Genomic DNA, 22091 nt, shown 5'->3' with positions numbered 1-22091 from the left:
GATGAGGACAATTTTGTTGACAAATATTTTGACAAAAATATAGTTATATATTATATAACTTGCTGTAACTTAATAAATTATTTGTGACAAAATCGTGGACAATAACTTAATAAAAAAGGTAATGACTTTTAAGTCTGGAAAATTTGTATTTAGCCGGAAATTTTCCAGCGAGAAGCTAACGAGCCACCTTATTGAGGCAAGGATACTTTACAATACGGTCACCGATCTACCTATATTGCCTGAGTTATCGACAAGGCTTGAGGAAGAGATTATCCGCAAATCTATTTTTGGCACAGCGGCGCTGGAAGGCAATCCTTTATCAGAAGACAGGGTAGGCCAGATTATTTCTGGGTCTGATAAGGAGGAGCAAGTGGTGCGGGCTGAAAGGGAGATACGCAACCTTAAAGCGGCTTATGATTTTATTGCCAGCCAGCGGGCCACTGACTCCGTGCCTGAACTTAGCGAAACCATGATACAGAAAATTCACGCCCTGATTACCCATGATGTTGAATATAAGTACAATATGCCTGGAAAATATCGAGGTCATCCGGTCAAGGTCGGGAATATGGAACATGGTGGGGTTTATGTTCCTCCGAAATGTCTGGCGGATATAAAGACCCTCATGAAGGAATATATAACGTGGATCAACAGCAAAGAGATATTAGACCAGGACCCTGCAATCCGTGCTGCGCTGGCACATTATCATCTAGCCCTCATTCATCCTTTTGGCGATGGAAATGGAAGAACCGCCAGGCTTGTGGAAGCCTTATTATTGCGGCTAGGGGGCATCAAATATGTTCCTATAATGCTTTCAAATTTTTATTATCGAAATATAGATGACTATTTTTGGGCGTTTTCTAATGCTATAAAGGACAAAGAACACGATGTAACCCCCTTTTTAGAATTTATTCTGAAGGGAGTTATAGATTCGCTAAATGAAATTAAAGGCCGGATTACATTTTTTATCCGCAAATTTACATTGCGGGACTATTATATGTACCTTAGGGAAGCAAGGCATATAACCCAACGACAACATGATTTGTTGCTGATTTTGTTGGATTATCTCAAGCCTTTTACCCTTGGGGACCTGTTTAAGAGTCCGCAACTTAATATCTTGTACAGAAACGTAAATGAAAGAACTGCACGGCGGGATTTGAAGAGATTGCGCGAAAAAGCTCTCTTGAGCCCTATAAAAGACGGTGGGTATGAGTTGAATTGGCGTATCTTGGGGTAGAGATGATTTTATTACTCCGGCAGGTAAGTACATGAAAATGTCATGCCGGATCCCCAATCAAGTTGAGGACAGGCTTGATCTGGCATCCAGTCTCTTGCTGGATTCCTGCTGAAGTTTATCCGCAGTAGGGGGGATGATAGTATCCGGGTATTTGGGCATTCACGGAATTATCGCTGTGTGTTATCGCTAATGATTACAAACAGTATTGGAATAAGTGACGAAGGAACCGCTTTGGCTGACATGCCATGTAAGGATTTAGCCCTCCTTACACCTTCACTACCTGCAAAGCAGGAGAACAATCGGAAGCGGTAGGCTGAGTTTCATTAGCCAAGAAACAATCTTGGTCATAGCCCCCACCTCCTTCGTGCTCTGCTTGAATAAAAACAATTTATGCAAAAATACTGGTTATGTCAATATCGTGTTAAATAGCATGAGTATCTGTTGATATGCTTGTAGATTGTTGTAAACAATATATAATCTGATTCATTTGTATAACGGCAGCATCAGCCGCCGGCGCATTAGAATCCTTTAATTTTGACCTTTTTCTACAGACTCGTTAGGTGTTAAAAACTTGACAACATAATGGCTGAAGTTGAAAATACGACAAAGGATAAATACAGAAATACAAAAAAACATTTTGGAATGCCTTGATTCATTATTCAAGCGGGCATTTAGTTCTGATCCGTTTGGTACATTGTGTACCTTGCTGCGTGTGGGAGGAATGTCATATAGAAACGTGGACCCCTTCGAGGAATCGAAAAAAGCATTTGAGGATTATAACTGGTTATCTCAAAAGGCTAGTTCCGAAAGGAGCGATAAATCGTCTCTACGTATTGGATTATTAATGTATTGCCATGCGATTGAAATGACAGCTCCTCATGTCATGCTGGCCAATTTAATGAGATGTATTGCTGGTCAAAACTACGTAATTGGACCATTCGATTATCTTAACCGACCGAAAAAGAATAAAATTTATGAATATATTCCCCCAAGTGTTACAAGGAAAATTACAGAAATTAAAAAATTAGCATCTTCAATTGAAGAAAAAAAGTTGATAGAAGTGATTGATTCGTTTTTTGATGAGCGTGTTAGGAATGCTTTCTTCCACTCTGATTATGTTATTACGGACAATCATTTTCATTGGACAGAAGGTGGTTTATCGCAAGAGATAGCTTTTGATAAATTAGGAGAAAAAATATATTCATGTCTGCAGTTTTTTGGTTGTTTTATGATAAGACATAAAGACTGGCTTAAAGCTTTTGGTAACTTAAGGCGATTTCACAAATGGCCTCAGTATGAAGTGCTTGAAATACTGTCTTCAAAAGAAGATGGTGCATTTGGTTTCAATGTTCACTTTTCAAATGGCAACAAGGCTACATATACTCGTAACTCATCTGAAAGACAGGCTATAAATTTAACTTTTGATCACGATGGAAGAATAAATTTTATGGTTGGCAACCTGGACGCCTTGGAAAAAGCATGGAAAGTTAATGGTCATCCTGTCACTGATTGGGATGTCTTAGAAGAAAAATATAACACGGTCATTTGACCGGACTCCGTGGAATAGGACGGACTTTTTCGGTACGTCACAGGCCTTATCTGCCCAATGTTTCATTGCAATGTTATCCTGTTGCGTTTTTTGGCAGATTTCTATACGATACCTCTCGTATTCAGTGCAGACGAAAAAAGTAGCGTCTACTTAATATATAAGTTAGGGAGATTGTATGAATTTATTGCGCAAAACTTTTTCTGCCACGCTTCTCGCCACACTATTAGTTGGCTGTGCTTCCACCTACCAGCCGAAGGGATTTACCGGCGGGTACTTCGACACGCCCATCGATGACTCGACCTACCGAGTGGGTTTCGAGGGAAATGCATACACGGACATCGGCACTATCGAAAACTTCTTACTCCTCCGAGCGGCGGAACTCACCATCCAGAGGGGCTACGACTGGTTTATGCTCACTGAACGCGACACAGACACGGAATGGCACCCGACATACGGGAAGGGCTTTACTACGCGAACGGCGGTAGTCAAGATGTTCAAGGGCTCACGGCCTGCGGATGTTCCCCGCACATATGACGCGAAGGCAGTCCTGTCGGGCTTGGGATCCACAGTAAGACAGTAGCCAAAGTTTCCCTAACGGGCCGGTCGAGAAGGACGTTCCGCAAACGGGCTTCGCCCGCTTCCACCCAGCTCCTTACCTTGAACGTTAACGTCCTTAAGATTTTAATAAGCTTATTCAATCACTCATCTACGGCGCGCACAGCTCGGGGAAATCAAACCAGAAACACGAACGACACGAAAGGGAAAAAATGAAAGCTGTTTTCGAGTGTTTTGTGTTTGCCTGTGCGTTGCACGCAGGCTGGTACTTTGTGGTTGAAAATATGGAGGGAATTTTATGATCAACCTGCCGGAAAGATCGCCCCGTTCGGAGATCCTCTTCTACCATACTGAGGATGGCCGCACTCGCATCCAGGTCCGTCTTGAGAACGAGACGGTTTGGCTGACCCAGGCGGACATGGCGCAGCTATTCCAGACCACCCCGCAAAATATCACGTTGCACTTGAAGAACATCTATCAGGAAGGGGAGTTAGCCGAGAAGGCAACTTGTAAGGATTTCTTACAGGTTCAAACTGAAGGGCCCCGGCAAGTCCAACGGACCCGGAGATTCTACAACCTGGACGCGATCATTTCCGTGGGATACCGGATCAAAAGCCACGTGGCCACCCGCTTCCGGCAGTGGGCGACACAACGCCTGCGGGAATATATAATCAAAGGTTTCACCCTGGACGACGACCGGCTCAAGCAGGCAGGCGGCGGCAACTACTTCGATGAACTGCTCGCCCGCATCCGGGACATCCGCTCCTCTGAAAAGGTTTTCTGGCGCAAGGTGCTCGACATCTACGCCACCAGCATCGACTACGACTCCAATACAGACATGTCTAGAAAGTTTTTCCAAGTGGTGCAAAACAAGATGCACTGGGCCGCCCACGGCCACACTGCCGCCGAGATCATCGCCGCCCGCGCGGACGCCGCCAAACCGAATATGGGCCTGACCTTATGGACGGGAGCCAAGCCCAGACAGGCTGACAGCGAGATCGCCAAAAATTACCTGACCATAGAGGAGTTGGATACCCTCAATCGGATCGTAACCATTTACCTCGACTTTGCCGAACTTCAGGCGTTGAGCCGTAAGCCCATGTACATGAAGAACTGGATTGCCAAACTGGATGAGTTTCTGAAAGTCAGCGAACGGGATATCCTCAAACATGCGGGGAAAGTCAGCCACGAGGCAGCCATCGAAAAAGCGCGGATCGAATATGAAAGGTACCGAATGCAGATGCTGGAAGAGCCATCCCCGGTGGAACGGCACTTCATCGAAGCAGTGAAGGAAGTGAAAAAGCTGGAAAAGAGCAAACCACGAAACACACGGAAGGCACGGAAATGTGGAAAAAAGTGAGAGCTTTTTTCGTTTTGTCCGTGTATTCCGTGGTTGAAAAGAGGTTATTATGCCGACTGCCATACAAATTGGAAAATTCGATATCTTTGCCGAAGTGGATTCCCGTCCGTCCCCCGACCCTGATTTGGGACATGATTAAGCCGGGACAGGATGATTAGGTTATCGAGGAAGCAACGCCACACTGGGAGAAGGATATATAAACGGCTAAGGACCGGTATGGGGCAACTCCATTACTACTGTAGTCCCATCCTCTTTGGAAGACTGAAGGTTTATATTGCCGCCATGGCCCTGGACGACCAGGCGGGCCATGTATGTGCCCAGGCCAAGGCCGTCTTTTTTCCCGAATGAGGCGTATTTTTCAAAGAACCTGGCGCGTATCTCTTCGGAGACGATGCCCCAGTTGCTGATGCTGACTTTAATATGGGTTTCTTTTTCCTGGACCTTGATCTTAACGCCCATATCCGGCGGGGATGCCTCTATGGCGTTTTTAAGGAGGTTATTGAAGGCATTTTGCAGGTAGATTCTGTCACCGAAGAAGGAAAGGCTATCTTCTATGGAGTACATCTTGTGATTGAATATTATGGCTATATTAATATTTTTCCTGTCTGCCAGTTCTCGCAGGGCATCGCGGGATTGTTTCACTACATCCAGAAGATTGAGGCGGTCTTTTTTGAGTACAAAGAAACCCTGTTCCAGGCGCGAGATATCGAGGTAGGTTTCGATCATGTTTTCCAGTTGCACACCGCACCGCTGGATGTTCCGGCAATACTCTAGCTGGGGTTCTGTTAACGGCGTGTGATTAATCAGCCTGTTTATAAATCCCAGAATGCCGATCAATTGGGAACGCATATCATGCCTGAGCATGCGCTCCATATCCTTTCTCATGTTGTCCATTTCTACTGAGGGTGTAATATCGCGGAAAGAGGAAAGGGGCGTCGGTTGTCCCTGATACTCAATAATGGTGGTGTTTACCGAGGCCCAGCAGACCGAACCATCCTTCTTTTTCAGCCGATACTGGGTCGGCCCATGGTCGGATCCGCCGAGGATGTCCTTCATGTATCGGTCAGCCGTTTCCCGGTCATCCACATATATCAAGTCCTGCAGTTTGCCCTTGTTTAATGTTCTCTGGTCATAACCGAGTATCTTCCTTAACGCCTTGTTGTGAAAGACTATTTTGTCTTTCTGTATCAGGGCTACGCCGTCGGCTGTATTTTCAATCAATGTCCGGTAGCGTTTTTCCGATTTTTTCAGGTCTTCTGTCTTGGAAGCGACTTCGCGTTCCAGCTCCAGGAGTTTCCCCAGACGTTTTACGCTCAACAATAGCTCATCTATCTTAAACGGCTTTTGGATAAAGTCGTAAACCCCGGCTTTTATTGCCTCCACAGCATTATGAAGGCTTCCATATCCAGTAATGATTATTATGCCGACGTGGGGACGCGTTTTTTTGATTTCTTTGGCCAGGGATATGCCGTCCATTTTGGGCATGTTGATGTCCAAAATGGCAATTTCATGTTGGTCGCTGTGTATTGTTTTTAATGCTTTTATAGGGTCTTGTACTGATGTGCAAGAAAGTCCATTTCCGGTTAGAGCCTCTTCTACGCATTTGCACAGAGATCCGTCGTCATCAACTATCAAAATCCTTGGCTTATCCTGCACCAGGGTTTTGTGAAAGGATGCGGTCTGCTTTTGGGTCATCGGCGAAAGTATAGAACGAATCCCTTGTCACTTGCAAGACAAAAATGTATTGTGATAATGCATAGTTATAAAAAAACATCGTGCAAAAAATCACTAATACAATACTATTCGGGTTCCGCAGCCTTATCTCTCAAATTACTATCCCTAAGCTGGTAAGTAGGTCTATACCTATTTAGGGTAGGTCCGAGATTAAATTTGACAATATCCAAAGCATACATTATTTTTTGACACAATAGTGTTTTCCCAGTAATAGATAAATGGAGGCCCAAATGAGCGCAAACAGCCATAGTCCCAGTTGCCCGTCTTCCGGACATAGCCCGGCTCGGGACATTGAAGACATGATGATCCAGGAATCCCTGGCCAGGATTAAAAACAAGATACTGGTGATGAGCGGCAAGGGCGGCGTGGGTAAGAGCACGATTTCAACCAATATAGCTCTCACCTTGTCACGGAAGGGGCGTAAGGTCGGGCTGCTGGATATTGATCTGCACGGCCCGGATATAGCGCTGCTTCTGGGGATGCGGGATCTGTCTCCATCCGACCGGAAGAGTGCGGTTGAGCCGGTTTCCTTCTCTGAAAACCTCAAATTCATGTCCATAGAATACCTGTTGGCGGATAAAGATTCGGCCGTGATATGGCGCGGCCCTCTGAAATACAAGGCTATAAGGACTTTTTTGGGCGAAGTGCGATGGGGAGAACTGGATTATTTAATAATAGACGCCCCCCCCGGCACCGGCGACGAACCCTTGACCATTGCGCAAACCATAAAGGATACCAGGGCGCTCATCGTAACCACGCCGCAGGAGGTGTCCCTTTCTGATGTGCGTAAATCTATCCGTTTCTGTCGCAAGACTAATATGGCTATCCTGGGGCTTGTCGAGAATATGAGCGGTCTCAGTTGTCCGCATTGCGGAAAGGAGATACCATTATTTAAAATCGGCGGAGGGGAGAGGCTGGCCCGCGAAATGAGTGTTTCCTTTCTTGGTCGGATCCCATTGGAGCCAAAGATTGTTGTGGCCAGCGACGACGGCAAGCCATTCATGAACCAGGCTGCGGAAGGTCAGAGTGCGGCGGCAAACGCCTTTGAGAAGATAGCCGAAAGGATTTTGGCTGAAGAGGCCAAGTGCCCGGCGGCAGCACGTATGTAACCATGCACGATAGAAAACCAACCGTCAAAGAGATAACTAATGCCCGGGAAGTTCTTGGTCTCCCAGCCTTCGCCACCCTTACGGAAATAAAGAAGGCCTATCGTAAAAAATGTCAACGCTGGCATCCGGATACTGCCCGGGGGAAAGACCTGGAAAAACATAACCAGAAGATGCAGGCTATAAATGAGGCCTACCAGGTTCTCCTGGCTTACTGCCAGAACTACCGATATTGTCTTGAGCCAAAGGAAGAAGCTACAGATGAGAACTGGTGGATGGATAGATTCGGTCAGGATCCCCTCTGGAGCAGCAAGAGACAGAAAGATTAGCACCTTACCCTGAAAAAGAGATGTCGATACCACCGGTTGTAATCTTACTAATCTTATTAGGTTATGCCCTCGGCTCTGTTCCCTTTGGCCTGATTATCGGTAAGAGGGCAGGGCTGATGGATATCCGTAAGGCCGGCAGCGGCAATATCGGCGCCACTAACGTTGGCCGGCTATTAGGCAAAAAATGGGGTATCTTAACCCTCTTTTGTGACATAACTAAGGCCGTCATCCCTTTAGGGCTTGCTTTCTACGGCCTTCGCGGGATGGCAAAGATGGAGCTATGGGTCAGTCTTATCGCCTTGGCCGTCTTTATTGGCCACCTCTACCCTATTTATCTGAAATTTAAAGGCGGCAAAGGAGTGGCTACGGCTCTGGGTGTTTTTATTGTCCTCATACCGGGGGCTGCGTTTTCGGCCTTTCCGGTATTTATAACTGCTGCCTGGATCTCCGGATATGTATCGGTGGGGTCGCTTACTGCGGCCGCGGCCATGCCTTTACTGGCCTGGCTGTTCAGCCATTCAAAGATATATACAATGCTGGCTGCGGTCATGGCCGTGCTTATCTGGCTAAAACACAAAGACAACATCCGGCGGATGTTAAACGGAAGTGAAAAATCCTGGCGCAAAGGCTAGAGCTTTTTTAGCTTGCCCTGACATCTTCTTTGAGTGCGGGAGGGGCGGCGGGCCGCCCCTTTTCTTTTCGTCGTACTATTATAATCTTCGTCTTCGCTTTCCAGGCCTTTGGTAGCGCAGTACAGGGCCTCCACCATCTTTTCCTCAAATTCATACGGGGGTATTACGGCAGCGTTTTCCTTCAAGGCAAAGGAGGCGATGTCTGAATCTGCAGTAATTACAACGGCCCTTTCCCCCTCTTCACGCACAATTCTCTTTATAACCTCATCGGCGGTTTCCCCTAGCCGTGAATAGATGACACGAATTCCACTCACCCGGTCATGACTTTCTTTGCAATCTCCGCCCTTCCACCCATCGAAAATCACGGTAATAGGATGGCCCTTTATGGTCTTGTAGCGGGCAAGATTCCCGATCAGGGCCTCACGCCCCTTCTGGAAATCCTGTAGCTCTATAGAACTCAGGCGCGGCGATTGTCTTATCAGGTTATAGCCATCTATAATTAAGTGCAGAGCCAATGGTCAGACACCCTGTTCCAGGCCAGAGATATAATCGACAATACGCGCCAGATCCTCTTCTGAATAAAAATCGATCTCGATTTTTCCCCGTTTACCACGCCTCGAAATACGAACCCTGGTTCCCAGATGTCGCATTATCTCCTCGGCCAGCGAAAGGGTATGACTATCTGGTTGTCTTTTGTCCGTTGGCCGGTGCGGTTTTTTCAATCTTCGCACCAGGGCCTCGGTTTCCCGCACGGAAAGGCCCTTCTTTATGATCGTATCTCTGACCATCCGCTGGCCTTCCGGGTCCTCAATCCCAACCAGCACCCGGGCGTGTCCCATACTGAGGTCCTCCGCCCACATATTTTCCTTTATGTAATCCGGCAGCTTGAGCAAACGGAGAAAATTGGCCACGGTGGAGCGCTCTTTTCCTACACGAGAGGCCAACTCTTCCTGCGTCAGGCCAAACTCCTGCGTGAGTCGGTTATAGGCCTCGGCCTCCTCCAGGGGATTCAAATCTTCGCGCTGGATATTTTCAATCAGGGCCAGCTCTAAGACCTCCGCAGGGGAGACATCCTTGACGATAATTGGTATGTTCTTCAGTCCTGCTTTCTGGGCGGCGTGCCACCTTCGTTCCCCGGCGATAAGTTCGTAGCCTGAATCGACACGCCGTACGATTATGGGCTGAATAATCCCTTTTTCTTTTATCGAAGCGGCCAGTTCTTCTATCCGATCGTTCTTTATTACCCTGCGCGGCTGGTAAGGATTGGGTCTTACCTCTTCAATGGTACAGGAAAAAATCGCCGGCTCTTTTTCCTCTTGCGTCCCCTTGGGCAGCAACGCCTCCAGACCTTTTCCTAAGCCGGTTTTTTTAATCATATAACCTTCCTTTCCTCTCTGGCCAGAAACTCCCGGGCCAAGGCCAGATAGGACTGCGTCCCCTTTGAATATTTATCATACAGCAGCACAGGCTTGCCGTGACTGGGGGCCTCGCTGAGACGGACGTTTCGAGGAATAATAGTATCGAAAACCTTTGCCTGGAAATGCTTGTGTACTTCGCTAACCACCTGGTGGGAAAGATTGTTCCGGGCATCAAACATGGTAAGAACCAGTCCGGCAACCACAAGCTTGGGGTTTAGAGACTGCTTTATAAGGCGTATGGTCTGTACGAGTTGGCTCAAGCCCTCCAGGGCATAATATTCACACTGTAATGGTATCAGGACGGCATCTGCGGCCGTAAGGGCGTTGACTGTAAGCAGGCCCAGGGATGGCGGACAATCTAAAAAAATATAGTCAAATCGAGATATAACCGGCGCCAAGACCTTAGATAAGACTGTTTCACGTGAAACAGTCTGTACAAGCTCAATTTCTGCACCAACCAGGTCTATGTTAGCCGGTATAACAGAAAGGTGGGGTACTTCTGTAGGCCGCACCACCTCATCAAGCGATACCTCATTAATAAGCAAGTCATAGAGGCTTTTTCCGATATTTTTCTTTTCGAGGCCCAGCCCGCCCGTGGCATTGCCCTGTGGATCGCAATCCACCAGAAGGACCTCACAGCCTGAGAAGGCCAGAGATGCGGCCAGGTTTACGGCCGTTGTGGTTTTACCAACACCGCCTTTTTGATTAGCCAGACAGATGATTTTTCCCATGATAAAGTGAAGTTACCACAAAACGTTTTCCTTGCAAAGGACATTTATGTCCCAGGATATTGAGTTGTTTCACGTGGAACAACTCAACCTGTGGTCGTTAATTATTTGATGTTATTGGTTAACATATAATCAGTCTAAGACAGACTTCGTGATCGATATACTGTGTGCCCTATGCTGGGCATCTACAAATTTTTTATCAAAGGGTATTAACAAGTTTTGTAATCGCGTTGCCCCCAACCCCGCTCCTTTTTGTAACAATTTGAATATATTGGAAAAAATTATCGGCCCAATAGGGTACGGTTTTTGCGACTGCCTGATATTAAAGAATCACGTATTAATTCCGATAACATAAAGCAAGGGCTTTTTGAGGCCTTGCTTGTGCCTATACAGATGCGCAGAGAACGTATGTTTATTGAGGTAAGTTAGATATGGAAAAAATCTGTCTGGCTCGGAGGAGATGGGAAGGTAATAACGTTGCAGAGAGAGACTTGCAGCCGCCGATAGACTTGCCGGCTCCATCTGAACCGGGCATTACCATCGAACCCAATGAGGCAATTAATTCTTTAGTTAAGTCTTTGATCGCTATCGGCAACAAAGACTATGGCGAGTCCAGGGCCACGTTGAAGAAGTTTGACCTGGAGGTTAGATATGAATCGTTTTCCCCCATCAAGGTTACGGTGTATGTCACACCTGCCCAGCCGCAGACTGATAAACAATGGCTTACCGTGGAAGAGACCGCCCGATCTCTCCAGGTAAGCACAGCTACGGTTTACAAGGAACTCTTAGCCGGAAAATTGGTCGGGCTTAAGATAGGGCGGCAGTGGCGTGTGTTTAGACCCGGATTGGACGGGGGAGCCTGGGAGGGATTAATATGACCTATTACAGATATTGGGGATTGAATCGGCCGCCGTTTGATAATGTGCCTGATCCGAAGATGTATTGGCCGCAGAATCCCGGCTTGGAAGATGCCATATCAGAGATTTTATTTGCCATTAAAGAGGGGAATGAGTGTCTGGCGGTAATAGTAGGGGATATTGGAACAGGAAAGACATTGGCCTTACGTATTCTCTTGAACGAATTAGGCCCGGATAAATACAAGATAGCCTTTCTTACTAATCCCACGCTGTCTTTCACACAGATAATGCGCGAGATCATCGGCCAGTTGGAAAATAAGAAGGTAGTTACGAAGTGGAAAGACCATTTACAGGAGGAAATTAATCAGATCCTTTATCGAACAGCCGACGAGGGTAAACAGGTAGTTATATTCATCGATGAAGCCAATGTCCTGAACCCGGCCAGCTTACAGGGGCTGCGGCTTCTCACCAATATGCAGGATGACCGCCAGAATCTGGTGACTTTTGTACTTGCCGGCCAGAAAGAGTTGGCGCAAAAGCTGGAAAGACCGTCGATGGAAAATCTCTACCAGCGCATCGGGGTTTATTGTAAGGTAAGGGGGCTAGACTCCCCAGAACTAGTTGCGGGGTATATAGCTCATCGGCTAAAACAGGTCGGATGTTCCAGAGAGATATTTACTGAACAGGCAGTCAGGGCTATATGGAAACATTCTCGTGGTGTGCCGCGGGTGGTCAACAAGATATGTAAATTATGCCTTAAGGCCGGTGAGACCAATCAGCTTCAATTCATAGATGAAACCATGGTAGAAAACCTTGCCTATATGTTTAAAAAGGGCTTTTTTAAGAAAGACAAGGCGAACGCCAGGAAAGAACGGCCTACAGAGCCGGAGGCTCAAGCCCCGGTATATCTACAAGAGGAGAGTGCTGAAAACAAGAGGTCAGAAGAAGTAATACCTGAGACACAGGAGGAAGAAAACATACCTTCTCTGGAGTCGGGCGCCGTATATAAGGCCGCGACATTAAAAGACGATTCCTCATCATCGGAACTTTTAGCGGTTAAGTCTTCACGCCAAGGCGCATCTTCGACCCAGGCGAGCAGCAAGGAAAAGGAGCCTGTCACTGCAGAACACACCGTCGCAGTAGAGACCGATGCAGAGAGGCCCGTCCAAACCGGAGAGCACGTCCCGGCGCAGCTACGACCGGATGCTGAGGACGAAGGACAACCATGGCCAGAGATAGAAGATCTGGTTAAACATATCCCTCCTGAAATTTTAAATCGGCTTTATGCTATGGAGGAGCGGCAGCTTTACCGCTTGGCCGGCCAACTAGCCGCCAGTCAACTACGTGAAAATGAGACCCTGAAGAATACCGCAGATCCCATTGTGCAGTGGGAAAAGATGCGGAGCGCGATAGTGATGTTACTTAAAAAATTTTCCAGACTTAATCAGGTCGGACAGGCCACCGAATATCGTTAGTTAAAGAATGATGGTCTTGTAAAAAGTCAATCTCTCACGCAAAGGCGCAAAGAAAAATAAAAATCTGGAAATCAAGTCGTGCCAAAGGCAGATTCGCCGAGGCGAAAAATCAGGATAAAAGATTTTTTCATGAGTTTCTGAGTTCCAAATTTTATTCTTTTTTCGGCCTTGCGTGATATTTTGGACCTTTTACGAGTTCACAAAGAATAGTCTGAAGAACCTGTAAGTTAACCCCGGTAGCAGTCCTATCCATTACCGAATGCACTCCTGGGCCTTGGATAAGAATCGGTAGGATTTTATTTCTTTGTCCAGAAGGCTGTGTACAAAATTTTCCAGGATAGGTGTGCTTTCGGCCAATGGTTGAGCGCTAAAATGTAGTCGGGAAAGCTTGGCTAGAGACGTTTTTTGGGCTAACGAGAGGAGTTTTACAGTGCCTGGCGAAAGACGATTTTTTAAGGGAAGATTAAAGGCGCAGTCAGAGCAGACAATGCCCCCCTTTTCATAATTAAAACTATAAGAAACCTGTCCACCTTTCCATAGATTACAGTTAACACAAGCTATAAAATTAGGGGCATAACCGACTATGGTGAGGAGGCGCAGGTGAAAAATTACAGATAGAGGGGCTAAAGAGGCGCCTTGATCGACCATGCGAAGGGCCCATAGTAAAAGATAGAAAAGTTCGGCATGGGGATCACGATCCCTTACCCAGGCATCTACCAGTTCACAGAAATAAGCGGCATAAGCAAATCTTTCGGGCGCCTTTCGTATGGAAGGAAACGATTGCAGCAGGTCACATTGGTCGATTCTGGTTAGAGATGAACGCTGTTTTTCCCAGAGAATAGGCCGGACGAAGGAAAATAGATCCAACTGGTTGGCAAAGCGCCTGCGGCTCTTTTTAGCGCCCTTGGCAATGCTTGTTATTTTACCTAAAGAATATGTAAAGAAGGTAATAATCTTGTCAGATTCACCAAAGTCCTTATGGTTAAGTATGATGGCGGGTGTTTTGAGGAGAGGCATAGGCTTTAATCCACAGATTACGCAGATTTTCTTGAATTATTGGTTAATTTCCTTGATTCGGGATAGATCACATTACCTTGGGGTTTGGCAGCGGCAGAGTAATATCCACTACCTGCCCGCTATCCCCAAGGGGCTTCATTTGCTCGCCATCCAGATAAAGATCCATGCCGCCGGCGTTGCCTATAATTAGCCTTATTTTGTTACCCATCGTCCAGGTGATGGTTTCACCTGCCTTAAAGGAGTACTCCTGCAGGTTCTGTTCGTCAATCACCGCCTGCACCCACGTATTTTCTTTAAAAACGGCCCGTAACTCATGTTGCTTTTCGTAGATGTGCCCGGGCGTGATATTTTGGAGTTGAGGCGGCTCCTGTGCTTTCGCTTGAGGAGCAGGAATGTTTGTTTGTTCGGGGGCATCTGTTTGGGCCTGGTCAAGAACACGATTGGCCTCGACCGGTCGTGGATGCGCCGGGGCGGAGCTTTTGGACAAGGGCGGTTGTTCTTTTTTAAGGGGTTCCTTTTTGCCGATAGTAACCACGAGACTCAAGAGAAAGACAACGATAATGATTGATATAGATATCTTAAGGAGTTTTCTATGACTGGAAAAGAACAGCCATATCTTCTTTTCGGGTTTTTCGGGAGGAGGGCTAGTTTCTTCTTGATGTTCGGATGATGTAGTCTGAGGCTGATAGCGGAGGAGGACGTCGTTAGGATCTAACCCAACATATTGAGCATAGCAACGGATAAAGCCCCGAACAAATACCTCTGCCGGAAGCCTTTCCGCTTGCCCATCTTCTATGTTTCTTAGAATGCCGATATTAATTCTGGTAGCATTGGCAACCTCTTCCAGGGTTATGTTTCTGAGTTCCCTCTCGCGTTTTAGATAATCGCCGATAGACTCCATGTGCCCCCCGGTTTTTGGTTTTTATATATAGATCGGCAAATTTTTCCGATTAAAAAATAAGGGGCAGGAACCTTTATTTTTGGTTTCCGTACCGTTGGCGCTCAAAGTAAGACCTCTATATATGACCTATCGCGAAGCTCTTTTATCCAGACCATAAAACGCTTGTTCACATCTTGCTCAAACAGCACTTGATATATTTCTTCCCTTGCCTCTTCAAATGTTTTTTCTTTTGATCCCTTAATATCTATAACTTTAAAGATTTGATAGCCGATAGGAGTTTCAACTACGGAACTTACTTCTCCGGTTTTAAGAGAGGTAATAACGTCCTTCATATATGGCGCCAGCTCATTTTTATCCAGATAGCCCAGATTGCCGCCCTCAGATGCGGTGGGATATCCGGAAAACTGCCTGGCCAGGCCTTCAAAATCAGCCCCATCCTTAGCCCGCTGGCGGATATCTTCGGCCTTTTTAAGGATAGCGTGTTTTTCTTCCTCACTACAACTACCGGGTATGCTGAAGACAATATGCTGAACCCCATATTCTTGTTGGCCGGTATAACTGTGTTGGTTATCTTTATAATACTCTCTGAGTTTGTCTTCAGTTATAACGATCTTGGCATTGATTGCCTGGCTGATCAATTTGAAGCGTTCTATCTGTTCCTTGAGTTTCTGGCGGTACTCTTCCATGGAGATGCCGTCCTGTTCCAGGCGGGCCGTCAGTTGTTCCCTGGTTATCCCATGATCACGAATAATTTTTTCGACGGCCGCATCGACTTCTGCCTCAGACACAGACAATCCGAGCCTTTTTGCCTCCTGCTCAGCCAGCTTTCGCTCAATAAGGTGATTAAGCACCTCGGTTCTTATTTTCCCTTTTTCTCTTTCTATGGCGGCGGCTGAAGCCTCCTGCTGGAGTTGACCGATAACACGCTGTTCTTCTTTGCCCAATTCCGCCAGGGTTATGACGTCTTCATTGACGATGGCTACAATACGATCGACAATTTCGGCAGAACTTACCACAGGGAGGAGAAAGATAAGCGAAAAGATGAGAAGAAAAAAGAAATTGATCGGTTTCATGGTCAAGGTTTCATTATGAGAACATAAAATGTAATCTTTACTTGTAGTTGGACATTAGCATCTTACAAAAGGGCTTGCAAGACTTTTTTGACTTCCTCAAGTATCTGTACCCCTTCATCACCGGGTAGGGCCGCATAGAGTTTATTCTCAGGAGTAAAGCGGTACTTACCCCGGTTACGACGGATTAACGACAGGATTGTTTCCGGATGAAGTCTGGTCTTATCGCTGAAGCTCAAGATAACATGACCATTAGCGCTGTCCAGGCGGTGCACCCTGAGTTTCTTGAGATCCTGTTTGATTTCCATGATAGACATGAGGTCTTCGACCTCGGGGGGTATGGGGCCATAGCGGTCTGTTAGTTCATCCTTTATGTCTGAGAGCGCCGTAACCGTATCTGCCATAGTTAAGCGGCGGTAGGTAATGAGACGCTGATCCGGCTCCGGCAGATAGTTTTCCGGTATGTAGGCAGAAACCTTAAGATTAATTTCCGGCTCAAACTCTTCTTCAACCGGGGTACCCTTAAGTTCGTTTACGGTCTTTTCAAGGAGATCCAGATACAGGTCATAACCCACTACCGCAATATGTCCGGTCTGGCTGGTTCCAAGTATATTGCCGGCGCCTCTGATCTGGAGGTCACTCATGGCCAGCTTAAAACTGGATCCCAATTCGCTGAGATCCAATAAGGCCTCGAGCCTTTTTTGGGCATCCCTGGTAAGGTGGGCCGGTGACGGGACTAACAGGTAGGCATAGGCCTGCTCTTTAGAGCGCCCCACACGGCCACGGAGCTGGTAAATCTCGGCCAGACCAAGGCGATCAGCCCGGTTGATGATTATGGTATTAGCCGAGGGAATGTCCAGGCCGGACTCGATAATAGTAGTGCAGACCAATACGTCTATCTCCCGGCGTACAAATCTCACCATGATCTCTTCCAGCGCCCTGCTGGAAAGCTGTCCGTGGGCGATGGCTATGCGCACCTCCGGGACCAGCCTCCGCAAACGTTCGGCCACCGCCTCAATGCCGGCCACCCGATTATGCAGAAAGAAGACCTGACCGCCGCGTTGATATTCCCGGATGATGGCCTCCCGTATTACATTATCATCGAACCTGGTTACGTAGGTTTTAACCGGGATACGATCCTGAGGAGGTGTGCTTATTACGCTAAGATCGCGTACACTGAGGAGGGACATCTGAAGGGTACGGGGAATAGGTGTTGCCGTCAGGGTGAGGACATCTAAGGTCTTCTTAATTTTTTTCAGTTGTTCTTTATGCCTGACGCCAAAACGGTGTTCTTCATCTATAATAAGTAGTCCCGGGTCGTGAAATTTAATATCCTTTTGCAACAGGCGGTGCGTACCGATGACGATATCTACCTTGCCCTCCGCCAGGCTGGACAGGATCTGTTTTTGTTCCTTGGCGGTGCGGAAGCGGCTGAGACAGGCCACAGCTACCGGAAAGGGAGAAAGACGGCGGCTGAAGGTCTGAAAATGTTGTTCGGCAAGGACAGTTGTGGGTACCAGTATGGCTACCTGCCTGCCGTCCATTACGGCCTTAAATGCCGCGCGCAAGGCCACCTCGGTCTTTCCATAACCTACGTCCCCGCATATCAATCGATCCATAGGCCGGGGTGAAGTCATGTCTCCTATGGTATCTTCTATGGCGGCTATCTGGTCCGGGGTCTCTTCATGTTCAAAGGATAGCTCGAACTCCTTATAAAGACTATCAGGTGGTGAAAAGGCAAAGCCCTTTTCCACCTTCCGCCGGGCGTAGATATCCAGCAGCTCCAGGGCCACCTTCCAGATGGCTTCCTGGACCCGTTTCCGGGCGAGTTGCCAGGACTTTCCGCCTAATTTGTTGATTTGCGGGCTATAACCTTCTACGCCTATATATTTTTGCAGTACATTGAGTCTATATACAGGCAGATAGAGCTTATCTCCATCCCGGTATTCCAATAACAGATAGTCGTTGGCGGTGTTATCTACCTCCAGCCGGACCAGATTACGATACATGCCAATGCCGTGGTCGCGATGAACGATCAGGTCGTCAGGCTTAAGCTCGCTAAAGTCTAAAATGGGGGAAAACTTTTTCTTTATGGCCGCAGCCGGTTTTTTTACCCTTTCACCGAACAGCTCGCCCTCAGTCATCAGAATAAGCCTATAGGCGGGAAAGCGGAAGCCGCGCGAGATATCTCCGGTATGGATGCGCACCTTTTGATTCGATGATTCCAGGGCAAAATGGAAAGGTGTATCCAGTACCTCGGCCTGGATGCGGCAATCGGCCAGAAGCCTCTTAACCTGTTCCGCAGTATGAATCGTGCGGCATACGAGGTAAACAGATTCTCCTTCGTCCAGCCAGGCGGTTATCCGCCGGGTTAAGGCCGTGAAAAGGTCTTCCTGCTCATGACCAGGCTGTGATTCAGCCCTTATATCTTCATTGCCCAGCGTAGCCAGGCGCAATTTTTCGCCGGCACCCGTTTCATCTTCTATGGGTAAGGATATGATGCGTACATGGGAGGCAGCCGGGATCAAATCTGCCCAGTCCTGGTCAATTTGATAAAGATCCTGCGGCTCCGAGCAAAAACGGGAGTCAGCACGGGCGGTTATATTAATTTCTTTGATCTTGTTCTGAAAACGGGCCTGTTCTTCTCCTATTCTTGCAGGATCTATACTCACCAGGAGACCCTCCTGCCTGCCGGCAGGCACGGCGGCCGGGAGGTAATCGTGCCAGGCGGAAAGTTCGGGATAGAATAAAGGCAGGAGGAATTCAGAGCCGGTGAAGTGAATGCGCTGTTCTATCTGGGCCTCGATTTCTTTTATCCCGTCGAGGGCAATATCCCGCTCCATAGCATATTGGCGGATATGTTTCAGGGCATAGGCGGCTTCTTGCTCTCCCAAAATAACCTCATGTACCGGAAGGAGTATGATCTCATTGATCTCGCGTATAGACCTCTGGGTGAGGCGATCAAACTCACGGATGGATTCCACCCAATCTCCAAGACAGTCTATACGGACGGGATTGGTGTGCAGGGGGGAAAAACGTCTATAATGCCACCCCGGATGCTGAAGTCTCCCACTTCCTGCACGAGCGAGGTAGCGGTATAGCCGCCGGCTATCAGCTTTTCTCTTAAGGTCTGGCGGTCGATATCTTCATGAGTAACGATATAATCGACAAAATCGGTCAGCGCCTTTTTGGGCAGCAACTTTTGTAATAGGGCCTCCACCGGAACCACGACGATAAAGTTAGGATCACCGGAGACCATGCGGTAAAGGGTCTCGATACGGCGGCTTACCGTGGTCCTGTGGGGGGATAGTTCGCTGAAAGGAAAGACTTCATAGGGCGGGAAGACAAAGACCGGCCGTTTACAGAAAAAGGCAAACTCCGTGGCATAGAGTTCTGCCTCCTTTAAGCCAGGGGTTACACATATGACAGGGCCGGAGAGTGTTTTTTCGATTTCGGCCAGGGCAAAGGCCAGGGAAGAGCCTTTCAGCCCGGTAACATCTACAAGGCCTCCTCGTGTAATGGATTTTTTCAGGTCGGTTAGGTAATGGGTATCGGTAATCACTCAAACGTTGACGGCTTCGTAAAAAGTCCATTTGCTGCGTTGCGCCGCATCCTTCGTCACTGCGGCGTAGCTACAAGTACGCCTCATTCCTCAGGATTTGCGCGCCTTGCAACTGGAGCTTTTTACTGTGCCGTCCTACCCTCGACTTTTTACGAGTTCATTAAACGTTACTTTAATCAGCGACATCGAAAAACGCAAGACCTGGTCTTCTGGCCATCGCTTTGGGGACTTTCCCCTTTACCCCCAAAACCCCCTTTTTGCTTGACGCCACTATCTTTTTTCTCTATGACTATGATAAAAGACAGTTAATAGCTAAATATAATGTTAGGTCGCATGAGGTAAGTCAGGAATGACCAAGAAATCCATCAGGAGGTGGTTCATCGGTGCCATCGCTGTTTTTACGATCCTCGCAATTGTCGGAATTTTGATCAGTATTTTTGACTGCACCGAAGAGCGAATCGTGTTCTCGACATTCAAGGATCTCCTGCCCATATTTATCGGCATTACTGCGGTATGGCTGGGTTACTGCGCACAAAGGCGCCACGCCTATCAGCAACAGTTAAGATCTTTGTGGTCAAGTCTTGTTGAGGCCGCCCATTGTGCACTTCAGTATTGCCAGTTTGAAATCACGACCGAGGCACAATATCGCACTGTGCTGATTAAGCTTAGTGTTGCTATAGACGAAGTCCGAGGTGTATTCTGCAATCTGCCAGATGCCAACATCAAGAGTGGACTGTATCCCTTTGAGCCGATTAAAAATATCTACCTCCTCGTAGAAGACCTTGGGTTCGGGCCAAGCATTCAGCGATGCGAAGCCCAAACCTGCCATAAAAAGGTATTCGCCCTGTGGAAAGATGTCAGAGATGAGATCCTGAAGGAGTTCGATCGCGAAGTACCTACGTTCCCTCACAGCCACTGGGTTGACTTATCGAAAGCTCGAGTCTATGACGAACACAAAATCCCAAAACAAGCGACCTAACCAGGGCGTGCGGAGGGACCCGCCCGACGTTAAGCGATCAAGGAGGTTATGTGCCAACCTTGGATGACGTGTATCGAAAGTTCGGTGAGGCCTCCGAAGCGGCTCAACTGCTTGAGACCGAACTCGGCAATATCCTCATCAAGATTGGTGTGGCTGAAGAGAACCTCTTAGGCGAACCGAATCCAGAGCTAGCATCGGTGCTTTTCAAGAAGATAAATCGCCAAACTCTTGGGCAGCTTCTTAAGAACGTAAGCAGTTCATCTGAATCTGTTGGTCATCTCGAAGCACTTTTGTCCCGTGCTCTCACAGAGCGCAATCGCCTTTCGCATTCATTTTATCGGCGTCACAACTTTCGCAGAAACTCGGAAGAAGGAAGAGCACTCATGTTGAAAGACCTCGGATCAATACATGACACATTGCTTGAAGCATACAAAGCAGTCATGGTGCTGTCCGGCATTGATCTCAATTCGATTGTCATAGGTCAATTACCAAAACAGCATGTACCGATATGAAGAGATCGCCTGAACCCGAGTGTTGAGTCTGTCGGGAAAGTCTCTCTTCGTAGTTTTGCCATTAATAAAATCAAATAGTTACGAATATGGAGATACTGAAAAGCGGGCTTTTTAACAGATTTATTAGCCACAAAAGGACTTGAAAAACCTGATGGTATGATATATTGTAATACCAGAGGTGAAAATATGGGCACTGCCAAGATTGCCATCACTATCGAAGAAGAAGTACTTGGGAAGCTGGACAGATTAGTTTCTTCCAAAGTCTTCCCCAATAGGAGCAAGGCAATACAGGAGGCCATCAAAGAAAAACTTGCTCGTGTCAACAGGAGTCGTTTAGCGAGAGAGTGCGCCAAGCTCGATCCGGACCTTGAAAAGGCTGTTGCCGAGGAAGGGTTCTCGCGGGAAATCGAAAAATGGCCAGAATACTGAGGGGCGATATCTACTGGGCGAATCTGGATCCGATAAAAGGGCACGAACAATCCGGCCAAAGGCCGGTGCTTGTCCTCAGCCAGGATGTTTTCAATGATCGATCGGGCGTCGTAATTGCCGTTGCCCTCACAAGTCAACCGCCAAAAGCAGGATTTCCTCTTACCCTCCCTCTTTCCAGTCGAGCTCTTCCAAAGCAATCGTGGGTAAAGATCAGCCAGATACGTACCCTATCGCAGGAACGTCTCGGAAAGCGAATTGCGAAAGTATCGCCGGAAGAAATTGATCTCGTAATCGAAGGCCTAAATGAAATTATCGGTGGCTAACCAGAGGCTTCCCGAAAAGAATTTCAAGCTTCTCAAAGACGACCCACAGCGCCCCCCATTACATTGTTACACGAACGACCTTGATGTTTGGGTTGGGTACTGTCAAAAGTTTCATGAAAAGTTAACCGCAGGAAGCGCAAAGAGGAAGGGAGCAGAAGATTATCTAACATCTTGTTTTTCGATAAATGCTTTGCGGTCTCTGCGTTCTCTGCGGTAAATTTTTTGACAATACGATCTATAGAAAAAGGGGGCTGAATCTATTAGAAAAATATCCGGAAATATAATCGGCCTTAAGGTTAACCAGGTAAAAAGACTGGAAAA

22 protein-coding genes are annotated in these 22091 nt (G+C 47.4%); 13 read left to right on the top strand and 9 right to left on the bottom strand.

From position 1 onward, the window contains the following. Positions 1 to 121: 121 nt before the first annotated feature. The 4 genes from PHT49_00635 to PHT49_00620 all read left to right on the top strand — a co-directional run bounded on the left by PHT49_00635 (position 122) and on the right by PHT49_00620 (position 4698). On the top strand, positions 122 to 1234 hold the full coding sequence (locus PHT49_00635) for a Fic family protein (protein MDD5450395.1): 1113 nt from the start codon (positions 122 to 124) through the stop codon (positions 1232 to 1234). Positions 1235 to 1826: 592 nt separating this feature from the next. After that, positions 1827 to 2783 carry a hypothetical protein gene (locus tag PHT49_00630; protein MDD5450394.1) on the top strand — a complete coding sequence of 319 codons (957 nt, stop codon included), beginning with the start codon at positions 1827 to 1829 and terminating at the stop codon, positions 2781 to 2783. 175 nt (positions 2784 to 2958) lie between these two features. Then, positions 2959 to 3363, top strand: coding sequence for a hypothetical protein (locus PHT49_00625; GenBank protein ID MDD5450393.1), 405 nt, complete (start codon positions 2959 to 2961; stop codon positions 3361 to 3363). Positions 3364 to 3636: 273 nt separating this feature from the next. Further along, complete coding sequence (locus tag PHT49_00620; GenBank protein MDD5450392.1) at positions 3637 to 4698, top strand: virulence RhuM family protein; 1062 nt, start codon at positions 3637 to 3639, stop codon at positions 4696 to 4698. 204 nt (positions 4699 to 4902) lie between these two features. On the opposite strand, the gene PHT49_00615 is transcribed toward PHT49_00620, so the two are convergent. Then, positions 4903 to 6354 (bottom strand): response regulator, encoded by a 1452-nt coding sequence (locus PHT49_00615; GenBank protein MDD5450391.1) that lies wholly within the window; start codon positions 6352 to 6354, stop codon positions 4903 to 4905. Between the two features lie 308 nt (positions 6355 to 6662). Here PHT49_00615 and PHT49_00610 point away from each other — a divergent pair, with 308 nt between their 5' ends. The 3 genes from PHT49_00610 to plsY are packed head-to-tail and all read left to right on the top strand — an operon-like array spanning position 6663 to position 8499. Continuing rightward, positions 6663 to 7541, top strand: coding sequence for an Mrp/NBP35 family ATP-binding protein (locus PHT49_00610; GenBank protein ID MDD5450390.1), 879 nt, complete (start codon positions 6663 to 6665; stop codon positions 7539 to 7541). Further along, entirely contained in the window at positions 7517 to 7867 is a 351-nt protein-coding gene (locus PHT49_00605) for a J domain-containing protein (protein ID MDD5450389.1), read from the top strand. Before PHT49_00610 ends, PHT49_00605 begins: the two co-directional genes overlap by 25 nt. Positions 7868 to 7887: 20 nt before the next feature. Next, positions 7888 to 8499 (top strand): glycerol-3-phosphate 1-O-acyltransferase PlsY, encoded by a 612-nt coding sequence (gene plsY, locus PHT49_00600; GenBank protein MDD5450388.1) that lies wholly within the window; start codon positions 7888 to 7890, stop codon positions 8497 to 8499. Here the strand turns inward: plsY and PHT49_00595 are convergent. The 3 genes from PHT49_00595 to PHT49_00585 are packed head-to-tail and all read right to left on the bottom strand — an operon-like array spanning position 8496 to position 10648. Next, a complete protein-coding gene (locus PHT49_00595; protein MDD5450387.1) occupies positions 8496 to 9014 on the bottom strand; it encodes an NYN domain-containing protein in 519 nt (172 codons plus the stop codon). The genes plsY and PHT49_00595 overlap by 4 nt on opposite strands. Before the next feature lie 3 nt (positions 9015 to 9017). Next, complete coding sequence (locus tag PHT49_00590; protein ID MDD5450386.1) at positions 9018 to 9875, bottom strand: ParB/RepB/Spo0J family partition protein; 858 nt, start codon at positions 9873 to 9875, stop codon at positions 9018 to 9020. Further along, entirely contained in the window at positions 9872 to 10648 is a 777-nt protein-coding gene (locus PHT49_00585; protein MDD5450385.1) for an AAA family ATPase, read from the bottom strand. Before PHT49_00585 ends, PHT49_00590 begins: the two co-directional genes overlap by 4 nt. A 428-nt stretch (positions 10649 to 11076) precedes the next feature. On the opposite strand from PHT49_00585, the gene PHT49_00580 reads away from it, so the two are divergent. Both PHT49_00580 and PHT49_00575 read left to right on the top strand, forming a co-directional pair. Further along, entirely contained in the window at positions 11077 to 11523 is a 447-nt protein-coding gene (locus PHT49_00580; GenBank protein MDD5450384.1) for a helix-turn-helix domain-containing protein, read from the top strand. Further along, on the top strand, positions 11520 to 12977 hold the full coding sequence (locus PHT49_00575) for an AAA family ATPase (protein ID MDD5450383.1): 1458 nt from the start codon (positions 11520 to 11522) through the stop codon (positions 12975 to 12977). The genes PHT49_00580 and PHT49_00575 overlap by 4 nt, the downstream gene beginning before the upstream one ends. 252 nt (positions 12978 to 13229) lie before the next feature. Here the strand turns inward: PHT49_00575 and recO are convergent, their stop codons facing one another. The 5 genes from recO to PHT49_00550 form a co-directional block, all read right to left on the bottom strand. Then, positions 13230 to 13994 carry a DNA repair protein RecO gene (gene recO, locus PHT49_00570; GenBank protein MDD5450382.1) on the bottom strand — a complete coding sequence of 255 codons (765 nt, stop codon included), beginning with the start codon at positions 13992 to 13994 and terminating at the stop codon, positions 13230 to 13232. 67 nt (positions 13995 to 14061) lie between these two features. After that, positions 14062 to 14895, bottom strand: a complete 834-nt coding sequence (locus PHT49_00565) for a DUF4115 domain-containing protein (GenBank protein ID MDD5450381.1) — start codon at positions 14893 to 14895, stop codon at positions 14062 to 14064. A 101-nt stretch (positions 14896 to 14996) separates the two neighbouring features. Continuing rightward, positions 14997 to 15968 (bottom strand): peptidylprolyl isomerase, encoded by a 972-nt coding sequence (locus PHT49_00560; protein MDD5450380.1) that lies wholly within the window; start codon positions 15966 to 15968, stop codon positions 14997 to 14999. A 62-nt stretch (positions 15969 to 16030) separates the two neighbouring features. Then, on the bottom strand, positions 16031 to 18949 hold the full coding sequence (mfd, locus tag PHT49_00555; protein ID MDD5450379.1) for a transcription-repair coupling factor: 2919 nt from the start codon (positions 18947 to 18949) through the stop codon (positions 16031 to 16033). A gap of 17 nt (positions 18950 to 18966) precedes the next feature. Continuing rightward, on the bottom strand, positions 18967 to 19527 hold the full coding sequence (locus PHT49_00550) for a hypothetical protein (GenBank protein ID MDD5450378.1): 561 nt from the start codon (positions 19525 to 19527) through the stop codon (positions 18967 to 18969). Between the two features lie 349 nt (positions 19528 to 19876). Between PHT49_00550 and PHT49_00545 the strand changes: the two genes are divergently transcribed. The 4 genes from PHT49_00545 to PHT49_00530 all read left to right on the top strand — a co-directional run bounded on the left by PHT49_00545 (position 19877) and on the right by PHT49_00530 (position 21770). Continuing rightward, positions 19877 to 20506 carry a hypothetical protein gene (locus PHT49_00545; GenBank protein MDD5450377.1) on the top strand — a complete coding sequence of 210 codons (630 nt, stop codon included), beginning with the start codon at positions 19877 to 19879 and terminating at the stop codon, positions 20504 to 20506. 50 nt (positions 20507 to 20556) lie between these two features. Next, positions 20557 to 21018: a hypothetical protein gene (locus PHT49_00540; protein ID MDD5450376.1), complete on the top strand. Its 462-nt coding sequence runs from the start codon at positions 20557 to 20559 to the stop codon at positions 21016 to 21018. 186 nt (positions 21019 to 21204) lie between these two features. Beyond that, a complete protein-coding gene (locus PHT49_00535) occupies positions 21205 to 21447 on the top strand; it encodes a ribbon-helix-helix domain-containing protein (protein MDD5450375.1) in 243 nt (80 codons plus the stop codon). Further along, positions 21432 to 21770, top strand: a complete 339-nt coding sequence (locus PHT49_00530; GenBank protein ID MDD5450374.1) for a type II toxin-antitoxin system PemK/MazF family toxin — start codon at positions 21432 to 21434, stop codon at positions 21768 to 21770. Before PHT49_00535 ends, PHT49_00530 begins: the two co-directional genes overlap by 16 nt. Positions 21771 to 22091 lie beyond the last annotated feature (321 nt).

Source organism: Desulfovibrionales bacterium (assembly GCA_028715605.1).
Classification (GTDB): domain Bacteria; phylum Desulfobacterota; class QYQD01; order QYQD01; family QYQD01; genus QYQD01.
This window is presented reverse-complemented; position numbering and strand designations above follow the sequence as displayed.

Coding starts and splice junctions, on each gene's coding strand:
- PHT49_00580 (MDD5450384.1), top strand. CDS start 11,077: ATGGAAAAAATCTGTCTGGCTCGGAGGAGATGGGAAGGTAATAACGTT.
- PHT49_00625 (MDD5450393.1), top strand. CDS start 2,959: ATGAATTTATTGCGCAAAACTTTTTCTGCCACGCTTCTCGCCACACTA.
- PHT49_00530 (MDD5450374.1), top strand. CDS start 21,432: ATGGCCAGAATACTGAGGGGCGATATCTACTGGGCGAATCTGGATCCG.
- PHT49_00635 (MDD5450395.1), top strand. CDS start 122: ATGACTTTTAAGTCTGGAAAATTTGTATTTAGCCGGAAATTTTCCAGC.
- plsY (MDD5450388.1), top strand. CDS start 7,888: ATGTCGATACCACCGGTTGTAATCTTACTAATCTTATTAGGTTATGCC.
- PHT49_00585 (MDD5450385.1), bottom strand. CDS start 10,648: ATGGGAAAAATCATCTGTCTGGCTAATCAAAAAGGCGGTGTTGGTAAA.
- PHT49_00620 (MDD5450392.1), top strand. CDS start 3,637: ATGATCAACCTGCCGGAAAGATCGCCCCGTTCGGAGATCCTCTTCTAC.
- PHT49_00535 (MDD5450375.1), top strand. CDS start 21,205: ATGGGCACTGCCAAGATTGCCATCACTATCGAAGAAGAAGTACTTGGG.
- PHT49_00545 (MDD5450377.1), top strand. CDS start 19,877: ATGACCAAGAAATCCATCAGGAGGTGGTTCATCGGTGCCATCGCTGTT.
- PHT49_00575 (MDD5450383.1), top strand. CDS start 11,520: ATGACCTATTACAGATATTGGGGATTGAATCGGCCGCCGTTTGATAAT.
- PHT49_00590 (MDD5450386.1), bottom strand. CDS start 9,875: ATGATTAAAAAAACCGGCTTAGGAAAAGGTCTGGAGGCGTTGCTGCCC.
- recO (MDD5450382.1), bottom strand. CDS start 13,994: ATGCCTCTCCTCAAAACACCCGCCATCATACTTAACCATAAGGACTTT.
- PHT49_00610 (MDD5450390.1), top strand. CDS start 6,663: ATGAGCGCAAACAGCCATAGTCCCAGTTGCCCGTCTTCCGGACATAGC.
- PHT49_00560 (MDD5450380.1), bottom strand. CDS start 15,968: ATGAAACCGATCAATTTCTTTTTTCTTCTCATCTTTTCGCTTATCTTT.
- PHT49_00565 (MDD5450381.1), bottom strand. CDS start 14,895: ATGGAGTCTATCGGCGATTATCTAAAACGCGAGAGGGAACTCAGAAAC.